Source organism: Halobacteriovorax sp. RT-1-1 (assembly GCF_047085455.1).
Lineage (GTDB): Bacteria > Bdellovibrionota > Bacteriovoracia > Bacteriovoracales > Bacteriovoracaceae > Halobacteriovorax_A.
Genome location: NZ_JBKIXZ010000001.1, coordinates 1,860,937 through 1,878,905 on the forward strand (window position 1 = coordinate 1,860,937; position 17,969 = coordinate 1,878,905).

Consider the following 17,969-nt stretch of genomic DNA (forward strand, 5'->3'; position numbering starts at 1 on the left):
CCTTTCTTCAAATTATTTTACTTGCTTAATATTGTAAGGATAATCAGTGGCAATGAAAAGTAAAAAGGCCCCTGAGCGGAGCCTTTTTATGAGAACATGGGTTTTTTAAACAATTGTTTAGAACAGGTATGAAAGTCCAACACCTAAAGTAAATGTGTCAGCATTTTCAATATTTCTAGCTTGGTCAACTAATGCCTTCTGGTTAGTTGAACCATTGTATTGTGCTTCTTCACCAAGTCTAAAAATATTCTTTTCGTAAGATAGGCCAACTTGTGCGCTAAATTCTTTAGCAAAATTAACTTCTGCTCCAAGAGATGCACTACCTGATACATACTTCATCGATTGCTTAGTCTCGTTAAAAGTATCAACTGGGTTTTGGATTTCAAAAGATCCAAAGTGAATTCCAGTTCCAACACTTAAGTATGGTTTAATCTTAGCTGAACGTGAGAAATAAAATTTACCATATCCACCAAAGTTAAACTCATTATATGAAATCTCATCATTTTGAGAATAAGAGTTATAAGCATTATAGTTATTATAATTGTAGTAACCATAGTTGTTGTAGTTACTAAGCTCATTACCTTGAATAGTAAGGTTCATAAATCCAGCGCTAATTCCGATTGAAACTCTTTCAGAAATAACAGTTTCAACAGAAGCTTGGAAATTGATCCCTGCTGTCCATTCTTTTTGCTCACCAGTAATACTCTTATATCCAGTCTCAATTGTTAGTTTATTGCTAAGTTCTGGAAGTACTGGTTCTGCTACAACAGGAGCGACCGCTTGTACTCTTGCAGGTGCTGCTTGTTGATTATTTATTTCATCCATTGCCTTAAGTTGTCCCTCAAGTGCCTTTTGGATCTTGTCAGCGATACGCTTTTCTTCTTGTAGACGCATATCCTCAACATTCTTTCTCATCATCTGCTCGTGTTTCTCCTCTAGCTCACGACGTAGCTTTTGGATTTTGTCAGCTTGTGATGGTTTCTTTTTCTTTTTGTAGAACCCGTCGATATTGATTTCGTCAGTATGAACAACTTGATCTGTTTCACTTAATAATGGATCGTCTTGTTGTCCATATGAGGCTGCACTTGAAATTAGAAGTGCGGCCAATACGGCCGAGTTAATCATTGTTGTTTTCATGATGTTCTCCCTGTCTCTTTTAAATAGAGTTACAGTTTCTTATAACACATTGCGAGATTAATCTGTTCAAAAGCGAACGCTGATGAAATAATTTCATGAAAACGGAAAAAGTTCTTTAAAATTAGATAGTTAGAACTGTCTAACGAAGCCTGAATGTACGAAATTTCTTAGGATCGACCTCATTGGAGCCATCAATTCCGATAGTTTTAAGAAAACAAAGAGGATTTATACTACCTTGTTGGCATGCTTCAGGGTCGGCCTTGAAGCGAGCATCAAGAGTTTGAAAGACCGCAAAGAGAATAGAGACGACGGCCACTAGAAGTAGAAGATACTCAACTGCGGTTTGACCGCTTTGTGATTTTAGAATGGTTGTAGTGTAGCTTCTCTTCATTATACCTATACTTAAATAAAGGTTTTAAAGTCACGTGCCTCTAATAATGTTTGCGTGATACCTAAGTTATTCTTCTTTAGTGGCCCATGGTAGAAGACGCCTTTTGCAGACTCGAACTTACCAGCTTGACCCATTCTAAACTTAAGATTAATCCTTGAGCCAGAATTAATCACACTGTGATTACGAAGCATGCAAGTTTCATTTGTCAGTTTACCTTTTAAAAGAGTGTCATTTTTATCAATTATCTGGTTATCTAAAAGAAATTGATGAAGTTCTTTTTCGCAGAAATCATACTTTAAGCAGTCATCAAATTGTTTAAACATTTTAATCTGACAAGTACCATCCAAGCTTATTTCTTTCCTGATAAAGACGATATCACCACCAAATGAACTTTCATTAAAGTAGTAGTAATCAGCACTGATTAGCTTATCGGCCAAGGCATAATCCAGCTTCACACAGCGATAGAGGTCAGTGATATTATGAGCGATATTTAATTTGTCTAAATTAGAGCTAAAAATTGCGATCTTTTGAGGCGCGACGACCCCTGAAAAAGACGACAATTGAGCCGCCCAAGGTCTTCTGCTAGAAAAGCTAAATTCTTCAACGATATCCTCAAAGCTACTTCCTCCTAAACATTCAATAGTCTTTGTGGCCTGCTCTTCTTTTTCAAGTTGCCACTGAAACCTAAAGCGAGGAGATAACATAAGGATAAAGAAGTATATTGTTTCAAGATCTGAAAATGTTAGCTCTAATGTCTTTGTATAAACACAGCGAAAGCAACTAGCAAATCGTTGAAGGTCTTTATTAAGTCTTAAATGTTTTTTAAAAATTTCATAAATATCATGAATATAATTTGGAAGAGCAGATCTTAGAGTATTAACTGTCACCTGATGGAATGTTTTATAACGACACAAAGACTCTCCAAGGCGCTTAACAGAAGACATGAAATCTTGGTCAAACTTCTCTTGATCAATTTCTTCAATTCTTAAACGATTGATAAACTCATTATAAAGCTCAGGAAAATGACGACAAATCTGAGAGAAGTTTAAATAAGGACTAAGTCCTGCACAAAGCGTTTGCTCGCTCTTATATTTTAAATAAAAAGGAGCGTGAACAAATGAATCCTTATCAAAGATTGTCGAATCTAATTCGAGATCACTGGCCCAAGCTTCAATAAATGCTAAATCTAAAGGCCCAAAGAACTTAAAATAAGGATCACTTGCCTTAATTCTTTTATCCCTCAAATAGATTGCACCAAATCCACTTTTAAGAATTTGAGTTGCTGTTAAAAAACTAGCAATATTATTTCCAATGACGAGAGTATCTATTTTTTTATTCATATATTATATTTTTTTAATTCGTTAATAATGCGATAAGTTTGCGTTTGGCCATTTCACTTTCTTTAATCATATCAGAAATCAACTCATTGGCCATCTTATTGGTGCTAGTGCTTTTTATAATTGAATAGGCATCATTCATATTATTAATCACACCAACGCCAACCCCAGACTTTACAATAGTATCGTACTCTGTCGAGCGCTTTACATTTGGCCCACAAAATATATTTGCCCCAGCAACAAAGGGTTCTAGTACAGAGTGAATCCCCTTCCCATGTCCTCCGCCTACAAAGACAGTTCGGAAATAAGGATAGATCTCACATAATATGCCTCTAAGAGTAGATATAATGAGTCCAGGTCTTTGCTTATAATTTGAGATAAATGAGTCTATTTGATTATTTTCAATGATTTCTTTTGTCAGCATATGAATTGATAAATCAGGGCAATGCTTCAATATAAGCACTTTTAAATTTTCAATATTATCTTCTTTGAGTACATGCGGGGCCATAAAGACAAATAACTCACCTGCTCCTATCAGCTTGCAAAATTCTTGATCAGAAAAAGCATCCATTTCAACAGGCCAAGTCTGGGCCAAGCAGATTCTCTTTTCATATTCGGCCAAAGATAAGAGCTTATTCAAGTCCTCATATAAAGAATGTCTTCGAAAGAAGTGCTGACGAGAATCAATTTGCAACATTCTAAGCTCAATTGGGTGCTCTAGTTTATCAGCGCTAATATCTTTACCGATAATCATATAGTCTTCATTAGTTGCACAAATAATCTTACTAAACATTGAATAGATATACTTCTTAAGGCCAGGTAAGCGTAATTCACTAATATCTGTGGTCTTTATACGTGAGCTTTTAACAGTTGCTGAAAAAAGAATAAATTCTTTCATTTTAGAGCCAAGATAAAGTAGCTCTGGAAAAAAGTCATAACGAACCATCATCATTTTCTTTGCGCTCGACCAAGCAATGATATTCTGGCGTGAAAGAAGCGGGAAATAAATCATCAGAGGCAAACGTAAATAACGAATATTTTCTCTATTGGCCTGATAGTAATCAATAACCTTATGCTCAACACTTGGAGATGTGAAAATTAGCTCAACATTCTTGCCCAAAGAGATAAGCTCGTCGGCCAAAGGTCTAATCTGCTCAAACTCTCCTTCACTTGAGAAGTGAAAGACACAGTGTGCTTTTTTTCCAAATCGAGCAAAGGGCCTACAACCTTCATCTCGATAATTCTTTCTTTCAAAAGAGACTCGAGCATAGAAAGGTCCCACTTTTAATAGATAAAGCACAAAAAATAATGGATAGAGCGCAATTCTTACAATTGCCTGAATAAGAAAAATCAATAACATAGGTATATTATAATGAGGTTTTTTCTAATATAGAAGCCAAAATAAGGTCCATTTGACACCAAAGTAATTAAATCAACATATTTTTCTGACATGTTCTTACAAACTGAAATATTAATTCACTAAATTACAATCATTTGTTGCAATTCAATAAAAAAAATTCCAATATCTACAGTCTATAAAAGAAAGAGGGAGAAAAAATGGGAATTTTAAAGGGAGCAATCATTGCATTCGTGGCAGTAAGTTCTATGGCGGCGACATCAACGTCATCAGTATCTGTGCCATCGTCAAGCTCATCAACTTCAACAGCAGCATCTTCAACAGATTCTGCAACAACTTCAGAAGCTTCAACAGGAACTTCATGGTACCAAAAATTAAAAGACTCACCTTTTAATATGCAATACCTAGTTGAAGGTTCTAACAACTTTAAACAATCGATCAATGGTTACAGTTTCTACAACTACTTATACCTTGGTTACAATATCAATAAGACATTCGCAGTTAAGCTTGTTCCATACTGGCAAACAGACTTTACTAAGAGACAAGAGAATGCAGACGGAAGCCGTACAGTTCACCAACAATACGGTGCAACTCAAGCACGTCTTTACGTTAAGAATATCCTAACTGATGAAAAGAACGGTTTTGATCTATACCTACAAAACAGAATTTACTACTACCCAGCAGCAACTAGAAATGGTTCAGGGTACGATGTAAAGAATAGACTTTACCTAATTGGTGGTAAGAAAATCACTGATAACTTCAAGATTGGAACATATGCGTTCTATGAAAATTATATCAGAAATACTGGTTCATCTAAGTTTCTAGAGAACTACTATGCTGCCGTAGCTCCAACTTATTATATCAATGATAAGTGGTATACAGCTCTATCGATTGAGTACTACCGTACAAAGAGAAAAACTGGTGCTACAGAGTCTGAAACTCTTTCACTTTCACCAGAAATTGGTTACTCATTCCCAATCTGTTCTCTATCTGCAGCACTTGCTCTTGAGCCAGTTGACTTCAGAGGTGAAGACCCAGATTTCGTTGATGGTACACTAAAGAATGCTTCTTTAATCGTATCAGCATTTTTCCCAGTTTTTTAATTAACTACTCCATTTTAAATACTTACGAAGCCGACTTTAATAGTCGGCTTTGTTTTTTTAAGTCTTTATTAAACTACAGGCAAAAATTTCCGATAAACCTAATAGAAAGTGATTAATCTAATCAGGGTTTGAGGATTTATGGCCACTAGTACAAAGAAAAAAGTTACTGAATACCTACTTACGAAAGAACAAATTTCAGGAGGACTCTATGAGCCTAATGAAGTCTACTTTATCAAAGATGGTGGCAAGGAACTTGGGCCATTTTGGCAAGAAGATCTAAAGGAATTTATTGAAGAATACTCATTATTTAACCAAAAGGTCTTCGTAAAAAGCATGTTGGAAGAACAATGGTCTGTCATTACGGCCCATCCTCTATTTCAAAGAAGAAGGCCAGAGATCATTAAAGAGTTTCAAGTTGATGAAGACGACCAATTCTTTATACTAAGAAGCAATAAGAAAGACGGGCCATATAAGAGTAGTGAAATTATGGCAATGCTTGATTCTCTAGAACTACTCTACACTGACTTTATTTCTGTCGATAACGGACAAAGTTGGGGAACTATTCATGAATTTGAAGTATTTGATCGTCGCAGCCGCTCAAACGAAAGTTTACCAGAATCGCCTCAAGGTCATATTTTTAAAAACTCAATCTTAGACGCAGACAAAGCAATTGAGCTATCTAAGCAAGACTCTGAAGATCGTGAATTCATTTACGATCTTGCTTATATTGGAAATCAAAAGCTAAACCCAAATAAAGCATCAATTGACGATTTTGAACAAAAAGAAAAATCAGACCCAGCGACAATGTTTCGTTTAGGAGCATTTGCTGCAAGTTTTGTATTTGTATTTGCTATCTTCTTTGTATTTAGCAAGATGTCTGGAACGCCTGATGTTCCTGTTGCAAAAACGAAGAAAACGGCCAGAACACAAACAAAGAGAACTCCTGCAGCACAGGTGCAAAAGAAGCCTTCAGCAAAGACAGTGACTAAAACTTCAAAAAGAAGAGAAGCTCCGAGCGCCTTTAAGAAGAGAGCGCAAAATAGGCGTCAAATTACAAAAGGTAACGATTCAATTGGAAACGCTGACTTTCTATCTGAATCAAGGCAGATGAATGATGCAGTAATGGACCCTGCTGATCTTCCACCAGAGGTTATCTTCGATGATGCCAATGAAGCACTAGAGTTAGATCCTGTACGAGAGAGAATCTCAAAAGAGACATTTGATCCACCAGAGCAAGAGCTAAATAATTATGACGAGCTTGATGCGGCACGAGAAATCGTTGATGAGTATCTAGATCGCTCGCCTGCGGCCGGTGCAAACCCAGATGAATCACCAGGACTTAGTGATGAATTCACACCTGAAGATGCTATAGAAGGTGAACAATTCTAATAGGTTGTCTCCATAAAAATTGAAAGAATAAGTAGTCAATAATTGATTGTTTATGTTACTTTTAAGTTATGGAACACACTAAAGATATCACGCAACTAACTAATGTATTTCGCCAAGCGGCCTTCCCTGGATCATTCTTCTTCAGCTTTGAAGGAATTGAAGGCTCAGGAAAATCGACACAAATTGTAAAAATCAAGGATTACCTTGAAGATAAAGGCTTTAACGTTATCGTTATTCGCGAACCAGGCGGAACTGCTTTCGGTGAAAAATTAAGACAGGCCATTTTAACTTCTAATACAGATATTCACCCTGCAGCAGAAGCACATTTATTTGCGAGTGCTCGTGCACAAAATCTACATGCACTGATTTTGAAAGAGCTCGATTCACCAAATACAGTAGTAATTTGTGACAGATTCCTAGATAGCTCGATTGCGTATCAAGGAGTGGCAAGAAAACTAGGGCCAGAGTATATCTTAAATATTCACTCAAGCTTTCCATTAAATATTGTCCCTCATAAAACATTCTACCTAAGAATTGATTTAGAAAAATCACTAGAGAGACAACGTTTAAGAAATATGCCAAAGGACTACTTTGAGTCACGTGACAATAGTTTTCATCAAGACCTGATTGAAGGATATGATTATTGTGCACAGATCTTTCCTAATCGTATTGCAACAATCGATGGAAGCGCACAGCTTGAATCAGTCACTCAGAAACTAATTGAAGAGATTGAAACGATTATTAATGGATAATTCTTTAAAAGTTAAAGATATTCCATTTGAAGCGCTTTTTGCTCGTTACAAAGAGCAAAAATTGGCCCACTTCTACACTCTTCATACAGGTGGTCACCGTGAAGTTTCGTCCAAAGACGAAATTCTGCAAGAATGGGCCAATAAATTTCTAATAAATATTCTTTGCTATGAGAATGGTTGGGAGCCAGCTCACGCCAAAGAAGTTCTCGAGCGTGGACATGAGGATATTCTCTTTGTCTCAACAGACCAGAAGTCCTATAAAGTTAGCGATGACAGTATTGAGGAATTCTTCAATTTCATCCGTTTCAAACCTTCGAAACTTAAATATTCATTTACGATTTTTAAACAATCGCAAAAGATCACTCAAATACTAGCAAATAAGCTACTCAAAACACTTGAAGAGCCACCAGAAGGCCATATTTTCATCTTTATCAAATCAAATGATGAAAAGACTCTTCCTACAATTGATTCAAGAACAATCAAAATCAACATTGTCTCTCACGATCATAGTAGTATTGAGCGTAGAACGAATATGAGCTTTTCTGATTTCATCACAAAAGAATGTGAGGATGAAGCGTTGGCCAAAACTCTATCAACGATCAGGCCAAATAATCTTCAACTAGATGAGTTAAGAGACCTAATTAAAGAAGAACCAAGCAGAGAAGCAAATATACATCACTTAGTGGCCTCACATATGAATCAGAGCAATAACTATAGCTTCGATGATGCTCAAAGCTGTCTAGATGCGACAAAGGCCTCAACTTTTGAAATTCCATTTAATGGTTCATCTAAATCACGACTAGCACGTCTACTTCAACTTGTGATTTAATGCAATTTGGCTAGACATAAGCTACCAATAATACGACAATTGAAGCTACTCAAAATAAATTGATGGGACAAAATGACGAACCAAGATCAGCAAGATATATCTGAATCACATGACAATGATAAGTCAGGTGGTAAGAAGAAAGTAAATAAATTCAACAAGCATGATGATAAACTTGCTAAAGAGCAAGATGGTAAATTCGAAGAAGGTCAAACACTTACAATGGTAAGAGTTCGCTTCCCAGGAAATGCTAAAAGTCAGCCTTTCTTACTAGGTAAGAGAAAATTCACTTACGGACAAAAAGTAATAGCAATGAGTGACAGAGGAATGACTGTTGGTTATATCAACTCTTTCCCATACGAAGTCACATTCGATAAGTCGATGCTCCCTATTCGTTCAATTTCAAAAGTTGCAACTCAGGAAGATATCGACGAACAAAAAAGTTATTTGAAAAAAGAGAACGAGGCCGAAATCATCTGCCTTCGCCTCATTGAAAAGTACAATCTAAATATGAACTTAACACACGTTGAGTTTATTCAATTTGGAAAAAAGGCCGTATTCTACTTCACTGCTCCAGAGCGTGTAGACTTTAGAAATCTTGTAAAAGACCTTGTGTCAGAGATTAAGATGAGGATCGAGCTTCGCCAAATCTCAGTAAGAGATCGTGCCGCGGCACTTGGTGCAACAGGAGCTTGTGGACTTCAAACTTGTTGTTCGTACTTCTTAACAAACTACGGAAACGTATCCATAAAAATGGCAAAGAATCAAAACCTTGCCCTAATTCCTTCAAAAATTAATGGTGTTTGTGGACAAGTTAAGTGTTGTATCAAATACGAAGATGATGTTTACACAAATAAGAGAGAATTCCTTCCAGGAGAAGGATCTTATATCCGCACTAAGAATGGTGATATCGGAAAGGTTTTAAAGCTTCATATTCTATTAGAACAATTTGAAATGTTAACTGATAGAGGCTATATCCGTCGCTATTATAAGAATCAATTTGATAAAAAACGTTGTCGTCCACCTAAAGAATGGAGCTTCCCTACTGAATTTAGATCAATCACAAAAGAAACTTCGACAATTATAGGAATTGAGGAGTTAGAAGAAGAGCTACGTCTAAGAAAGCAGGCCTTCCTTAAGAGCCTAAATAACGATAGTGATAGCGATGATATTGAAGAAGATGCGCACGAGTTATTTGATGATGAAGAAGAATCAAATAATAGTGACGACGAGGACATTGAGAAGATTCCATTAGATTCAACTGAAGATGAATCGGACAATATTCCAAAGCAAAAAATTGAAAAGAAGCGCCATAATAACAATCGTCCAAAGCGTCGCCCAACAAATAGAAATGAAAAAGGTGACAAAGATAGTGATGATAGGCCTAGAAACAGAAGGCCTCAGGATAAAAATGCACAATCTGAAGATGGCCAAAATAAGTCACAAAACAAGAATCGCAATCGCAATAGGAACCGCAATAAATCAAAAAGCGGAAACTTCCGTAAGCCTTCTGGTGATAAACCAAAGAATACGGAAACAAAACCTAATCAATAATTCTTTTTAAAGATGTATAACAACGATGGTGAGGGAAATGATTTTCCCTCACTATTTCAAGCCCAGAGATAGCTTTCAAGTATTTTACATTAAGCATCTCATCTCTCTTATCCACTATAACAGAAGCGTTAATCTTCTTTAGTAGAACTCCCTCATTTAAGGCCAAAATCTCTGCGTAAACCCCAAGTTCGACATAGGAACGAACTCGAGTCTTGAGTGGCGCAAGTGATGGAATAGGAAGACGAGATAGCGCTCCCCTTGCTGATGCCTTAACAAATTTAGTAAGCAAATTACGTGGGTAAAACGCAGGGGCGACGTAAGTAATTTTACAATTTCTTATATCAAGATTCTCATTTTGAATTAACCACTCAATAAGTAAGGCCGCCAAAGAATGAGCAACGATACTAGATCGCCCGTTTTCCTTAAATACTTTTCTAATTCGCTCTAAATCCTTTTCAATATCAGGACGAGAATTCTTGTTGAAAGAAAGTGAGATAAATTTAACATTTGGGTTTGAAAAGATGAAAGATGCCGGGGCCTGATTAAGCCCCGGAAAAAATATAATCGTTTCGCGATTCTTAGAAGTCACAATTTCCTGGAGTTCTTGGAAATGCAATAACGTCACGGATATTGCTCATACCTGTGATGTACATAATTGCACGCTCGAAACCAAGTCCAAATCCAGAGTGAGGAGCTGAGCCAAATTTACGAAGCTCTAGGTACCACCAGTAACCTTCTTTCTCCATTCCCATCTCATCCATACGCTTTGTAAGTTTATCAAGATCTTCCTCACGTTGAGATCCACCAATAAGCTCACCAATACCTGGAACTAAAACGTCCATCGCACGAACTGTTTTCCCATCATCGTTTTGCTTCATATAGAAGGCCTTACAATCTTTTGGGTAATCCGTAACAATAACAGGTGATTTAAAGTGTACATCTGTTAAATATTTCTCGTGCTCAGTTTGAAGCTCTTCTCCCCAATTTGTCGGGAATTCAAATTTTGCACCTGAAGCAGATAGAATTTCAATTGCTTCAGTATAAGTAATTTTCTTAAACTCACTATCGCGAACTGCCGCTAGTGTTTCAAAATGATTCTTATCAACATCAGTAAATGGCATTGAATAAAGGAATTCAAGTTCTTTACGACAATGTGTAAAGGCATACTCGATCATATACTTAATATAATCAGCAGCAAGTTCGGCCACATCCTCAAGGTCAGCAAATGCAACTTCTGGCTCAATCATCCAGAATTCCGCAAGGTGGCGCTTAGTATTTGAATTTTCAGATCTAAACGTTGGACCAAAAGTATAAACCTTTCCAAGTCCTAATGCGTGACACTCACCTTCTAGTTGTCCAGTTACACATAGTGAAACATCTTTACCAAAGTAATCTTTAGCGAAGTCAACTTCACCCTTATCCGTTTTTGGAGGATTGTGCTTATCAAGCGTTGAAACATTAAACATTTCTCCAGCACCTTCACCGTCAACTGCAGTGATAATTGGTGAGTTTAGGTAGAAGAAACCTTTATCATCAAAGAACTTGTGAGTTGCCATAGCAAGTGCGTGACGAACACGAAAAACTGCTCCAAATAGATTTGTTCTAACTCTTAAGTGAGCAATATCTCTTAAGTGTTCAAGTGAAGTACCTTTCTTTTGTAGAGGATAAGAATCATCAACTGCACCAATTACTGTACCAGTTGTCGCCTGCATCTCAATTGTCTGCCCCTTACCTTGAGACTCAACAACCTTTCCAGTAATTGATACACAAGTACCAGTTAACATAGTCGAAAGGGCCTCATAATTTTCGATACCACGATCAGCTACAATTTGTAGTAGATCCTGAGAAGATCCGTCATTTAAAACAATAAAAGAAAATGCTTTTGATTTTCTTACCGAACGTACCCATCCTTTAACAGTTACAACAGAGCCGATAAAGTCAGATGCCTGATCAAATAATTGCTTAAGTTCGATGCGCTTTAATTGTGTCATTTAAATACCTTCTTATAAAACTTCTTTTAAAATAGAATGAGTTTGTTCTTTTTCTAATCTTGGCCCGTATTGTGTTACAAGCTTTGCAGAACACGCACATGCAAGTGTTCCTGCAGCGCTAAAGTCTAGCCCATTAGTAATCCCGTAAAGGAATGCACCTGCAAATAAGTCTCCTGCACCGTTAGTATCAACAGCAGAAACCTTTGGAGCTGAAACATTAATTTGCTCTGAACCATTATAAAGGAAAGCTCCTTTTGAGCCAGCAGTAATTGCAAAAGAATGTGAAATATTCTTTAGCGCTTCAAATGCTTTCTCAACTGAATCCATTCCAGTAAATGATTTTGCTTCTTCCTCGTTACAGAAAAGAAGATCCAACTTATCATCACCAATCATTTGCTTGAAGCCATCTTTAAAGAAGCCTACAATACCAGGATCAGAAAATGTTAATGCAACTTTAACATCATTCTTTCTTGCAAAATCTCTGGCCGTTTGACAGGCAGCAATTCCCGCCGCACCAGTTACAAGATAACCTTCCATATAAAGCCACTTACTGTCGCCTAGAGCGGCAAGATCAAGTTGTTCATCTGAATATGTTGCAGTCGTTCCAAGAAAAGTATTCATAGTTCTTTCTGCATCTTCAGAGATCATGACAAGACACTTACCTGTTTCACCATCATATAGACCTTGTTCAATATTAGACTTAACACCATTTGCAAGCAGGTCATTCTTATAGAACTCTCCTGTTTCATCTTGTGCAACTTTACATGAGTAGAAAGTTTTAGCACCAAGTTGAGTAGCACCAATAATCGTATTTGCAGCAGATCCCCCACAAGCACGAGAATGACCAACATTACTTCCTCTAAGAGAGTTAAGAAGGTGATCTTGTCTTTCTTTTTCAACAAGAGTCATTAGGCCTTTTTCAATTAGGTGGTCGTTTAGGAATTCATCAGAAACTTTAAATTCCATATCAACAAGGGCATTTCCCATTCCGTACACATCATACTTCTTCATACTTAATCCTTTATATTTAAGACTCTTTTCTTTTAAAAATAAGTTCATTATTTACTTCATCAAAGTCAGCATACTTGTAACCAGCAACATCAAAGTTTTTAAGGCCTTCAATATCCTTAATTTTATTTTCAATAATAAAGCGTGCCATCATACCGCGTGCTCTTTTAGCATTGAAAGAAATAACCTTATATTGGCCATTCTTAAAATCTAAGAAGCGCACATTAACAAGTTCAGGAACGAGTTTGTCTTTTTTAACACTCTTGAAGTATTCCTCTGAAGCGAGGTTAACAAGATACTTAGACTTATTCGCTTTTGCATCTTCATTAATTTTCTCAACAATTTTTTCGCCCCAAAAATTATAAAGATTTGTTAGACCTTGGCCATTAATACGAGTTCCCATCTCTAAACGATAAGCACGTAACTCATCAAATGGAGCAAGAACACCATAGAGGCCAGAAAGAATCTTTAAGTGTTTTTGAGCATAGTTTAACTCACTCTTTTTAAGCTCACCCGCATTTAGGCCTTGATATGTATCTCCTGCAAAACTAAAAATTGCAGCGCCAAGATCATTTGTTTTCTTAAAATTATTAAAACGATCAACATTCAAATCGGCCAAGGCCTTTGAAAGCTTCATCATTTTAGATAAATCTTCACTTTCAAAATTTGCCATCTTAGTAGCAAGCTCAGTGGCCTCTTTTATGAACGTAGGTTTCTCTAGATTTACATCTTGAGCAACAGTGATATCTGAGTGATCAAAATTAAGTTTCTTCGCTGGAGAAATAACGATATCCATGAAATTCCTTTAATTTGAGTTTGAGTTACTAAACGCTTGAAATAATAACAATAACTTTATTAAAAGACTATGTTTTCTTAAGAATATTAAGGAAGAAAGTAGCGCTCATAACGTGTCGATTTACCGCTGTAGACGACTCTTTGATGCTTACAATCAGTAGGAATTTGTACCTCATTTGCTTTAATTGGCCTCTTTAAGCAAACTAAAGGAAATTTGGTACACAAAGACCATAGGTATAGATCCTGATCAGTATCTTTACCTACTAAGTCCTTAAAGACTTCCATTTCCTTGCGACTAAGCGCACTCTTGGCCTTGGATTTTGTCATTTCATACATGGGATCGTAAAAGCATCGCTTAAAATCACTTCCCGTATCGGCCAAAGTTGCTTGACCATAGCTGATGCTCATATATTTTTTGAAAATATTAGAAATCTTTTCATTTTCAAAACTTATGGCCTTCTCGTACGCCCAAAGAGCAAGTCCAAAAACATAGGGATTTCTTTCAAAACAATCGAGATGACAGCCAAAGCTTAAAAGTAAGCAAGCGTCTTTACCTGTACCTAGGGTTGCATCAACAACTTTATTATGCTCGATGTCACCACCTTTCAGTTTTAGGGCACGAAAAAGCGGCTCTTTTGTTACAGCATAATTCCTTTTTAAATGAGTTTGTAAGTCTGTTGCCCAATCAAGCTTCAATGAAGAATCTCGGGCCGGATCAAATAAGCACAATTCATTATCTTTCCAAACTAAATAAACCCCTTGTAAGGATTCACCTGTCATGTGCAATTGATAAGTCAATTTATAAGAAGAGAGCTTCTGCAAATAGTTGCGCAGCGCTTGATTCAGAGATTCTATTTTTAAATCTTCTTCTTGCGCACAGTCAATTACAATATCAATATTAGTCATTAGTGAAGTCTCATTCATATTAAAATCAAGTAGATGGCCAGTTTTTTCTATGCTATATATACTTTTCGTAAATACATACTTTAGAATTAATTTATCTAGATATAACACACACGGAGAACAGATGTCACACACACAAGACGTATCAAACTCAACTATTGAGAAACTTGGTTTTGACCCAAGAAATTTAAAAGTAAACTCTGGTGATCTTAATCGTGAACTTGCAAAGAATTATATCAGTGCAAGTGATGAAGAAATTAAACAGATGTTAAACGAACTAGGTCTAACGACACTAGAAGAATTATTCTCTCATATTAAAGACGATGTAAAATTCTCATCAAAAATTCCTTTAAAAGAAGGACTATCTTATGATGATCTCGTTACTAATCTTGATGAACTATCAAAAAAGAATAAAATCCCTACAAACTTCTTAGGTGATGGACTTCCACAGTTTAAAATTCATGAGATCGTTCCATATGTTTGCAATATTAGAGGACTAACAACAGCATACACTCCTTACCAACCAGAAAGATCACAAGGAACACTAAACACTCTTTGGATCTACTCAAGTGCAATTACAGCACTAACTGGTTATGAAGCGGTTAATGCGTCTTTATACGAAAGATCAACTTGTTTATTTGAAGCACTAAAGACAGGAGTACGTCTTGCACGCAAGAGAACAAAAGTATTAGTAAGTGAAGCAATCTATCCTCAAGATAGAAGTGTACTTGAAACAAATGCTGCACATACTGATCTGGAAATCCTATGGGCACCAATTAATAAAGAAAGCGGTCTAACAGACTTCGATAAAGTAAAAGAGTTACTTGAAACAAATAAAGAAATTGCTGCATTTGCATTTGGCCAAGTAAACTCACTTGGTCTACTAGAAGATGTTGATGCCTTAACTGACCTATGTCGTGACAACGAAGTATTCTCAATTGCTATTATCGATCCAATGCTACTTGCTAAGGGTGGTTTAAAGAAGCCAAGTGAATACGGTAGTGACAAGGCCGGTGCAACAATGATCGTTGGTGAAGGTCAACACCTTTGCCTAGACGCAAACTATGGTGGACCAGGTTTAGGTATCTTTGGAATTCGTTTTAACGACGCAAATAAGAATCAAATTCGCCAAACTGCTGGACGCTACGTAGGTAATGCAGTTGATATGAATAATCAAGAATGTCTTGCGATGGTACTATCAACTCGTGAACAACATATCCGTCGTGAGAAGGCCACAAGTAATATCTGCTCAAACCAGTCATTTGTAGCAACAATTGCAGGTGCTGCACTTTTAGCACTTGGTGATGAAGGTTTATCAGATAAGCTTGCAACTTCAAGACAAAACACTCAATACTTCCTTTCAAATATTCTACACCTAGATGGTGTGGAGCTTGCCTTTGATGCTCCTTACTTTAATGAAGTTGTTCTAAAGCTAGATAAGAAAGTAAGTGACATGCTTGCCTCAACTGAAGATCTAGTTGCTGGTAAAGATATTAGTGGCCGCCACAATCTAGAAGGAAACCTATTAAAAGTCTCTTTTGGTGACCAGCACACTCAAGAAGATCTCGATAAATTAATTGCTGCTTTTAATGCAAATTTTTCAGCGCAAAGTGAATCAGAATTCTTCATGCCGGAAATCCCTCAAACATATATAAGAGAAGATGCACCAGGGATTGCAACTTTCACAACAGAAGAAGTAAAAGCATTTTACGACAAGTGTGGAAGCTTAAACGTTTCTCCAGATGATGCCATCTACCCTCTTGGTTCATGTACAATGAAATACAATCCATATGTGAATGACTGGGCAGCAGGGCTTGCTGGCTTTACAATGGCACACCCAGACCTAGATGATAAGTATACTCAAGGAACACTTGAGCTACTTTACAATATCCAAGAAGATTTTAAGGCGATAACAGGACTTCCAGGACTTGTTACTCAAGCAGTGGCCGGTGCACAGGGAGAACTTGTTGGTATCAAGATGTTCCAGGCCTATCATGCAGATAGAGGTAACGCTGAAACTAAGAATGTAATTCTTATCCCACGCTCTGCCCACGGAACTAATCCAGCGACTGCCGCAGTAGCTGGTTTTGTCCCAGCTAAAGTTGACGGGAAACAAGTTGGTATCATTACTTTAGATGCTAATGAAAGAGGTCAAATTGATCTTGAGCAACTAAAAGAGATTATCAAAACAGATGGCGAGCGCATTGCTGGTATCATGGTAACAAATCCTAATACAGCAGGTATCTTTGAAGAGAACTTTAAAGAAGTAGCGGATCTTATTCACTCTGTTGACGGCCTAGTCTATATGGACGGTGCGAATATGAACGCTATTGCAGGGATTGTTTCACTTGAGAAATTAGGAGTGGATGCTTGCCACAACAACCTTCATAAAACTTGGACTATACCACACGGTGGAGGAGGACCAGGAGACGCTATCGTTGCTGTAAGTAGCAAACTTGTTGACTATATTCCAGGAACTCAAATTGAGAAATTAGCTGATGGTTCATACAAGAAAGTACGTGCTCCAAAATGTATTGGAGACTTCCACCGCCACGATGGAAACGTTGCTCACAAAGTACGTGCCTACACTTATCTAAAGGCCCTAGGTCAAGACGGTGTTGTGACAATGTCACAAATTGCAGTATTAAGCGCACGCTATCTTTTCCAAAAGCTTAAGGATGTTTATCCAATGCTGCCACATGGAGCGGATGAAACACCACGTATGCACGAATTTATTATTACACTAAGTGACGATATGTTTGCTCATATCGAAAAGTCAGGAACTCTTAAAAATCAGATTATTGCAAAAGTTGGAAAGTTATTCCTAGACTTCGGGCTTCACGCACCAACAGTTGCTTTCCCAGAAGTATTTGGTCTTATGATTGAACCAACTGAATCTTTCACAAAGAAAGAGCTAGATGATTTTACTGATGTTCTAGTAGCAATCAAAAATGTTCTTTCTGATTCTCCAGAAGTACTACACACAGCACCTCACTTCACTGCTGTTAGTAAAGTTGATGAGGTATGGGCAAATAAGAACCTTAAGTTCTACCGTACCCTAGATAAACTTTGGGAGCTTCCAAGTGACGAGATTTCACCTAAGATGTTACGCACGAAAGACACACTAGAAATTGTTAAAATGATTCAAGACAAGCACAAAGAATTAAAACAATAAGAAAAAAAAAGGCCTGCAATGCAGGCCTTTATATATATTAGGTGTAGCAGAAATTGAAAAACATACGAATAATTCGAGAATAACAACAACACGAAAATTAACACGAATTTGGGGAACAAAGAACAACAACACAACTTTATCGATATGTTTATTCATCAATCCCTGCTACATTAATGAGTGGTTTATACGACGTGATTTGAGATGTTACAACCTATCATTTTTGCACATGTAAATATTACAACAGTAGTTTG

15 protein-coding genes are annotated in these 17,969 nt (G+C 36.9%); 6 read left to right on the forward strand and 9 right to left on the reverse strand.

Annotated elements, in window-relative coordinates; genetic code table 11:
• Positions 1 to 117: 117 nt before the first annotated feature.
• The 4 genes from ACMAWV_RS09070 to ACMAWV_RS09085 form a co-directional block, all read right to left on the reverse strand.
• Positions 118 to 1,137 carry an OmpH family outer membrane protein gene (locus ACMAWV_RS09070; RefSeq protein WP_103217177.1) on the reverse strand — a complete coding sequence of 340 codons (1,020 nt, stop codon included), beginning with the start codon at positions 1,135 to 1,137 and terminating at the stop codon, positions 118 to 120.
• A 139-nt stretch (positions 1,138 to 1,276) separates the two neighbouring features.
• A complete protein-coding gene (locus ACMAWV_RS09075) occupies positions 1,277 to 1,528 on the reverse strand; it encodes a Flp family type IVb pilin (protein ID WP_103217176.1) in 252 nt (83 codons plus the stop codon).
• Positions 1,529 to 1,539: 11 nt separating this feature from the next.
• Complete coding sequence (locus ACMAWV_RS09080) at positions 1,540 to 2,868, reverse strand: hypothetical protein (protein WP_412469516.1); 1,329 nt, start codon at positions 2,866 to 2,868, stop codon at positions 1,540 to 1,542.
• 13 nt (positions 2,869 to 2,881) lie between these two features.
• Positions 2,882 to 4,225 (reverse strand): hypothetical protein, encoded by a 1,344-nt coding sequence (locus ACMAWV_RS09085; protein ID WP_412469515.1) that lies wholly within the window; start codon positions 4,223 to 4,225, stop codon positions 2,882 to 2,884.
• A 197-nt stretch (positions 4,226 to 4,422) separates the two neighbouring features.
• On the opposite strand from ACMAWV_RS09085, the gene ACMAWV_RS09090 reads away from it, so the two are divergent.
• The 5 genes from ACMAWV_RS09090 (at position 4,423) to ACMAWV_RS09110 (ending at position 9,846) form a co-directional block, all read left to right on the forward strand.
• Positions 4,423 to 5,325 carry a hypothetical protein gene (locus tag ACMAWV_RS09090; protein WP_103217173.1) on the forward strand — a complete coding sequence of 301 codons (903 nt, stop codon included), beginning with the start codon at positions 4,423 to 4,425 and terminating at the stop codon, positions 5,323 to 5,325.
• A gap of 138 nt (positions 5,326 to 5,463) precedes the next feature.
• On the forward strand, positions 5,464 to 6,714 hold the full coding sequence (locus ACMAWV_RS09095) for a hypothetical protein (protein ID WP_103217172.1): 1,251 nt from the start codon (positions 5,464 to 5,466) through the stop codon (positions 6,712 to 6,714).
• 68 nt (positions 6,715 to 6,782) lie between these two features.
• Positions 6,783 to 7,466 carry a dTMP kinase gene (gene tmk / locus ACMAWV_RS09100; protein ID WP_103217171.1) on the forward strand — a complete coding sequence of 228 codons (684 nt, stop codon included), beginning with the start codon at positions 6,783 to 6,785 and terminating at the stop codon, positions 7,464 to 7,466.
• A complete protein-coding gene (locus tag ACMAWV_RS09105; protein ID WP_412475818.1) occupies positions 7,444 to 8,295 on the forward strand; it encodes a hypothetical protein in 852 nt (283 codons plus the stop codon). The genes tmk and ACMAWV_RS09105 overlap by 23 nt, the downstream gene beginning before the upstream one ends.
• Before the next feature lie 72 nt (positions 8,296 to 8,367).
• The gene (locus ACMAWV_RS09110; RefSeq protein ID WP_412469513.1) at positions 8,368 to 9,846 is read left to right on the forward strand and encodes a stage 0 sporulation family protein; all 1,479 of its coding nucleotides are present in this window, start codon (positions 8,368 to 8,370) and stop codon (positions 9,844 to 9,846) included.
• Here ACMAWV_RS09110 and ACMAWV_RS09115 read toward each other — a convergent pair.
• The 5 genes from ACMAWV_RS09115 to ACMAWV_RS09135 all read right to left on the reverse strand — a co-directional run bounded on the left by ACMAWV_RS09115 (position 9,836) and on the right by ACMAWV_RS09135 (position 14,564).
• Positions 9,836 to 10,471, reverse strand: a complete 636-nt coding sequence (locus ACMAWV_RS09115; RefSeq protein ID WP_412472213.1) for a hypothetical protein — start codon at positions 10,469 to 10,471, stop codon at positions 9,836 to 9,838. The genes ACMAWV_RS09110 and ACMAWV_RS09115 overlap by 11 nt on opposite strands.
• Positions 10,425 to 11,837, reverse strand: a complete 1,413-nt coding sequence (gene asnS / locus ACMAWV_RS09120; RefSeq protein ID WP_412469511.1) for an asparagine--tRNA ligase — start codon at positions 11,835 to 11,837, stop codon at positions 10,425 to 10,427. The genes ACMAWV_RS09115 and asnS overlap by 47 nt, the downstream gene beginning before the upstream one ends.
• A 12-nt stretch (positions 11,838 to 11,849) precedes the next feature.
• Positions 11,850 to 12,848 carry an adenosine kinase gene (locus tag ACMAWV_RS09125; protein ID WP_392992035.1) on the reverse strand — a complete coding sequence of 333 codons (999 nt, stop codon included), beginning with the start codon at positions 12,846 to 12,848 and terminating at the stop codon, positions 11,850 to 11,852.
• A 16-nt stretch (positions 12,849 to 12,864) separates the two neighbouring features.
• Positions 12,865 to 13,641, reverse strand: coding sequence for a peroxide stress protein YaaA (gene yaaA, locus ACMAWV_RS09130; RefSeq protein ID WP_103217166.1), 777 nt, complete (start codon positions 13,639 to 13,641; stop codon positions 12,865 to 12,867).
• Positions 13,642 to 13,727: 86 nt separating this feature from the next.
• Positions 13,728 to 14,564: a class I SAM-dependent methyltransferase gene (locus ACMAWV_RS09135; protein WP_412470604.1), complete on the reverse strand. Its 837-nt coding sequence runs from the start codon at positions 14,562 to 14,564 to the stop codon at positions 13,728 to 13,730.
• 103 nt (positions 14,565 to 14,667) lie between these two features.
• Here ACMAWV_RS09135 and gcvPB point away from each other — a divergent pair, with 103 nt between their 5' ends.
• Positions 14,668 to 17,718 (forward strand): aminomethyl-transferring glycine dehydrogenase subunit GcvPB, encoded by a 3,051-nt coding sequence (gene gcvPB / locus ACMAWV_RS09140; RefSeq protein WP_412469509.1) that lies wholly within the window; start codon positions 14,668 to 14,670, stop codon positions 17,716 to 17,718.
• Positions 17,719 to 17,969 lie beyond the last annotated feature (251 nt).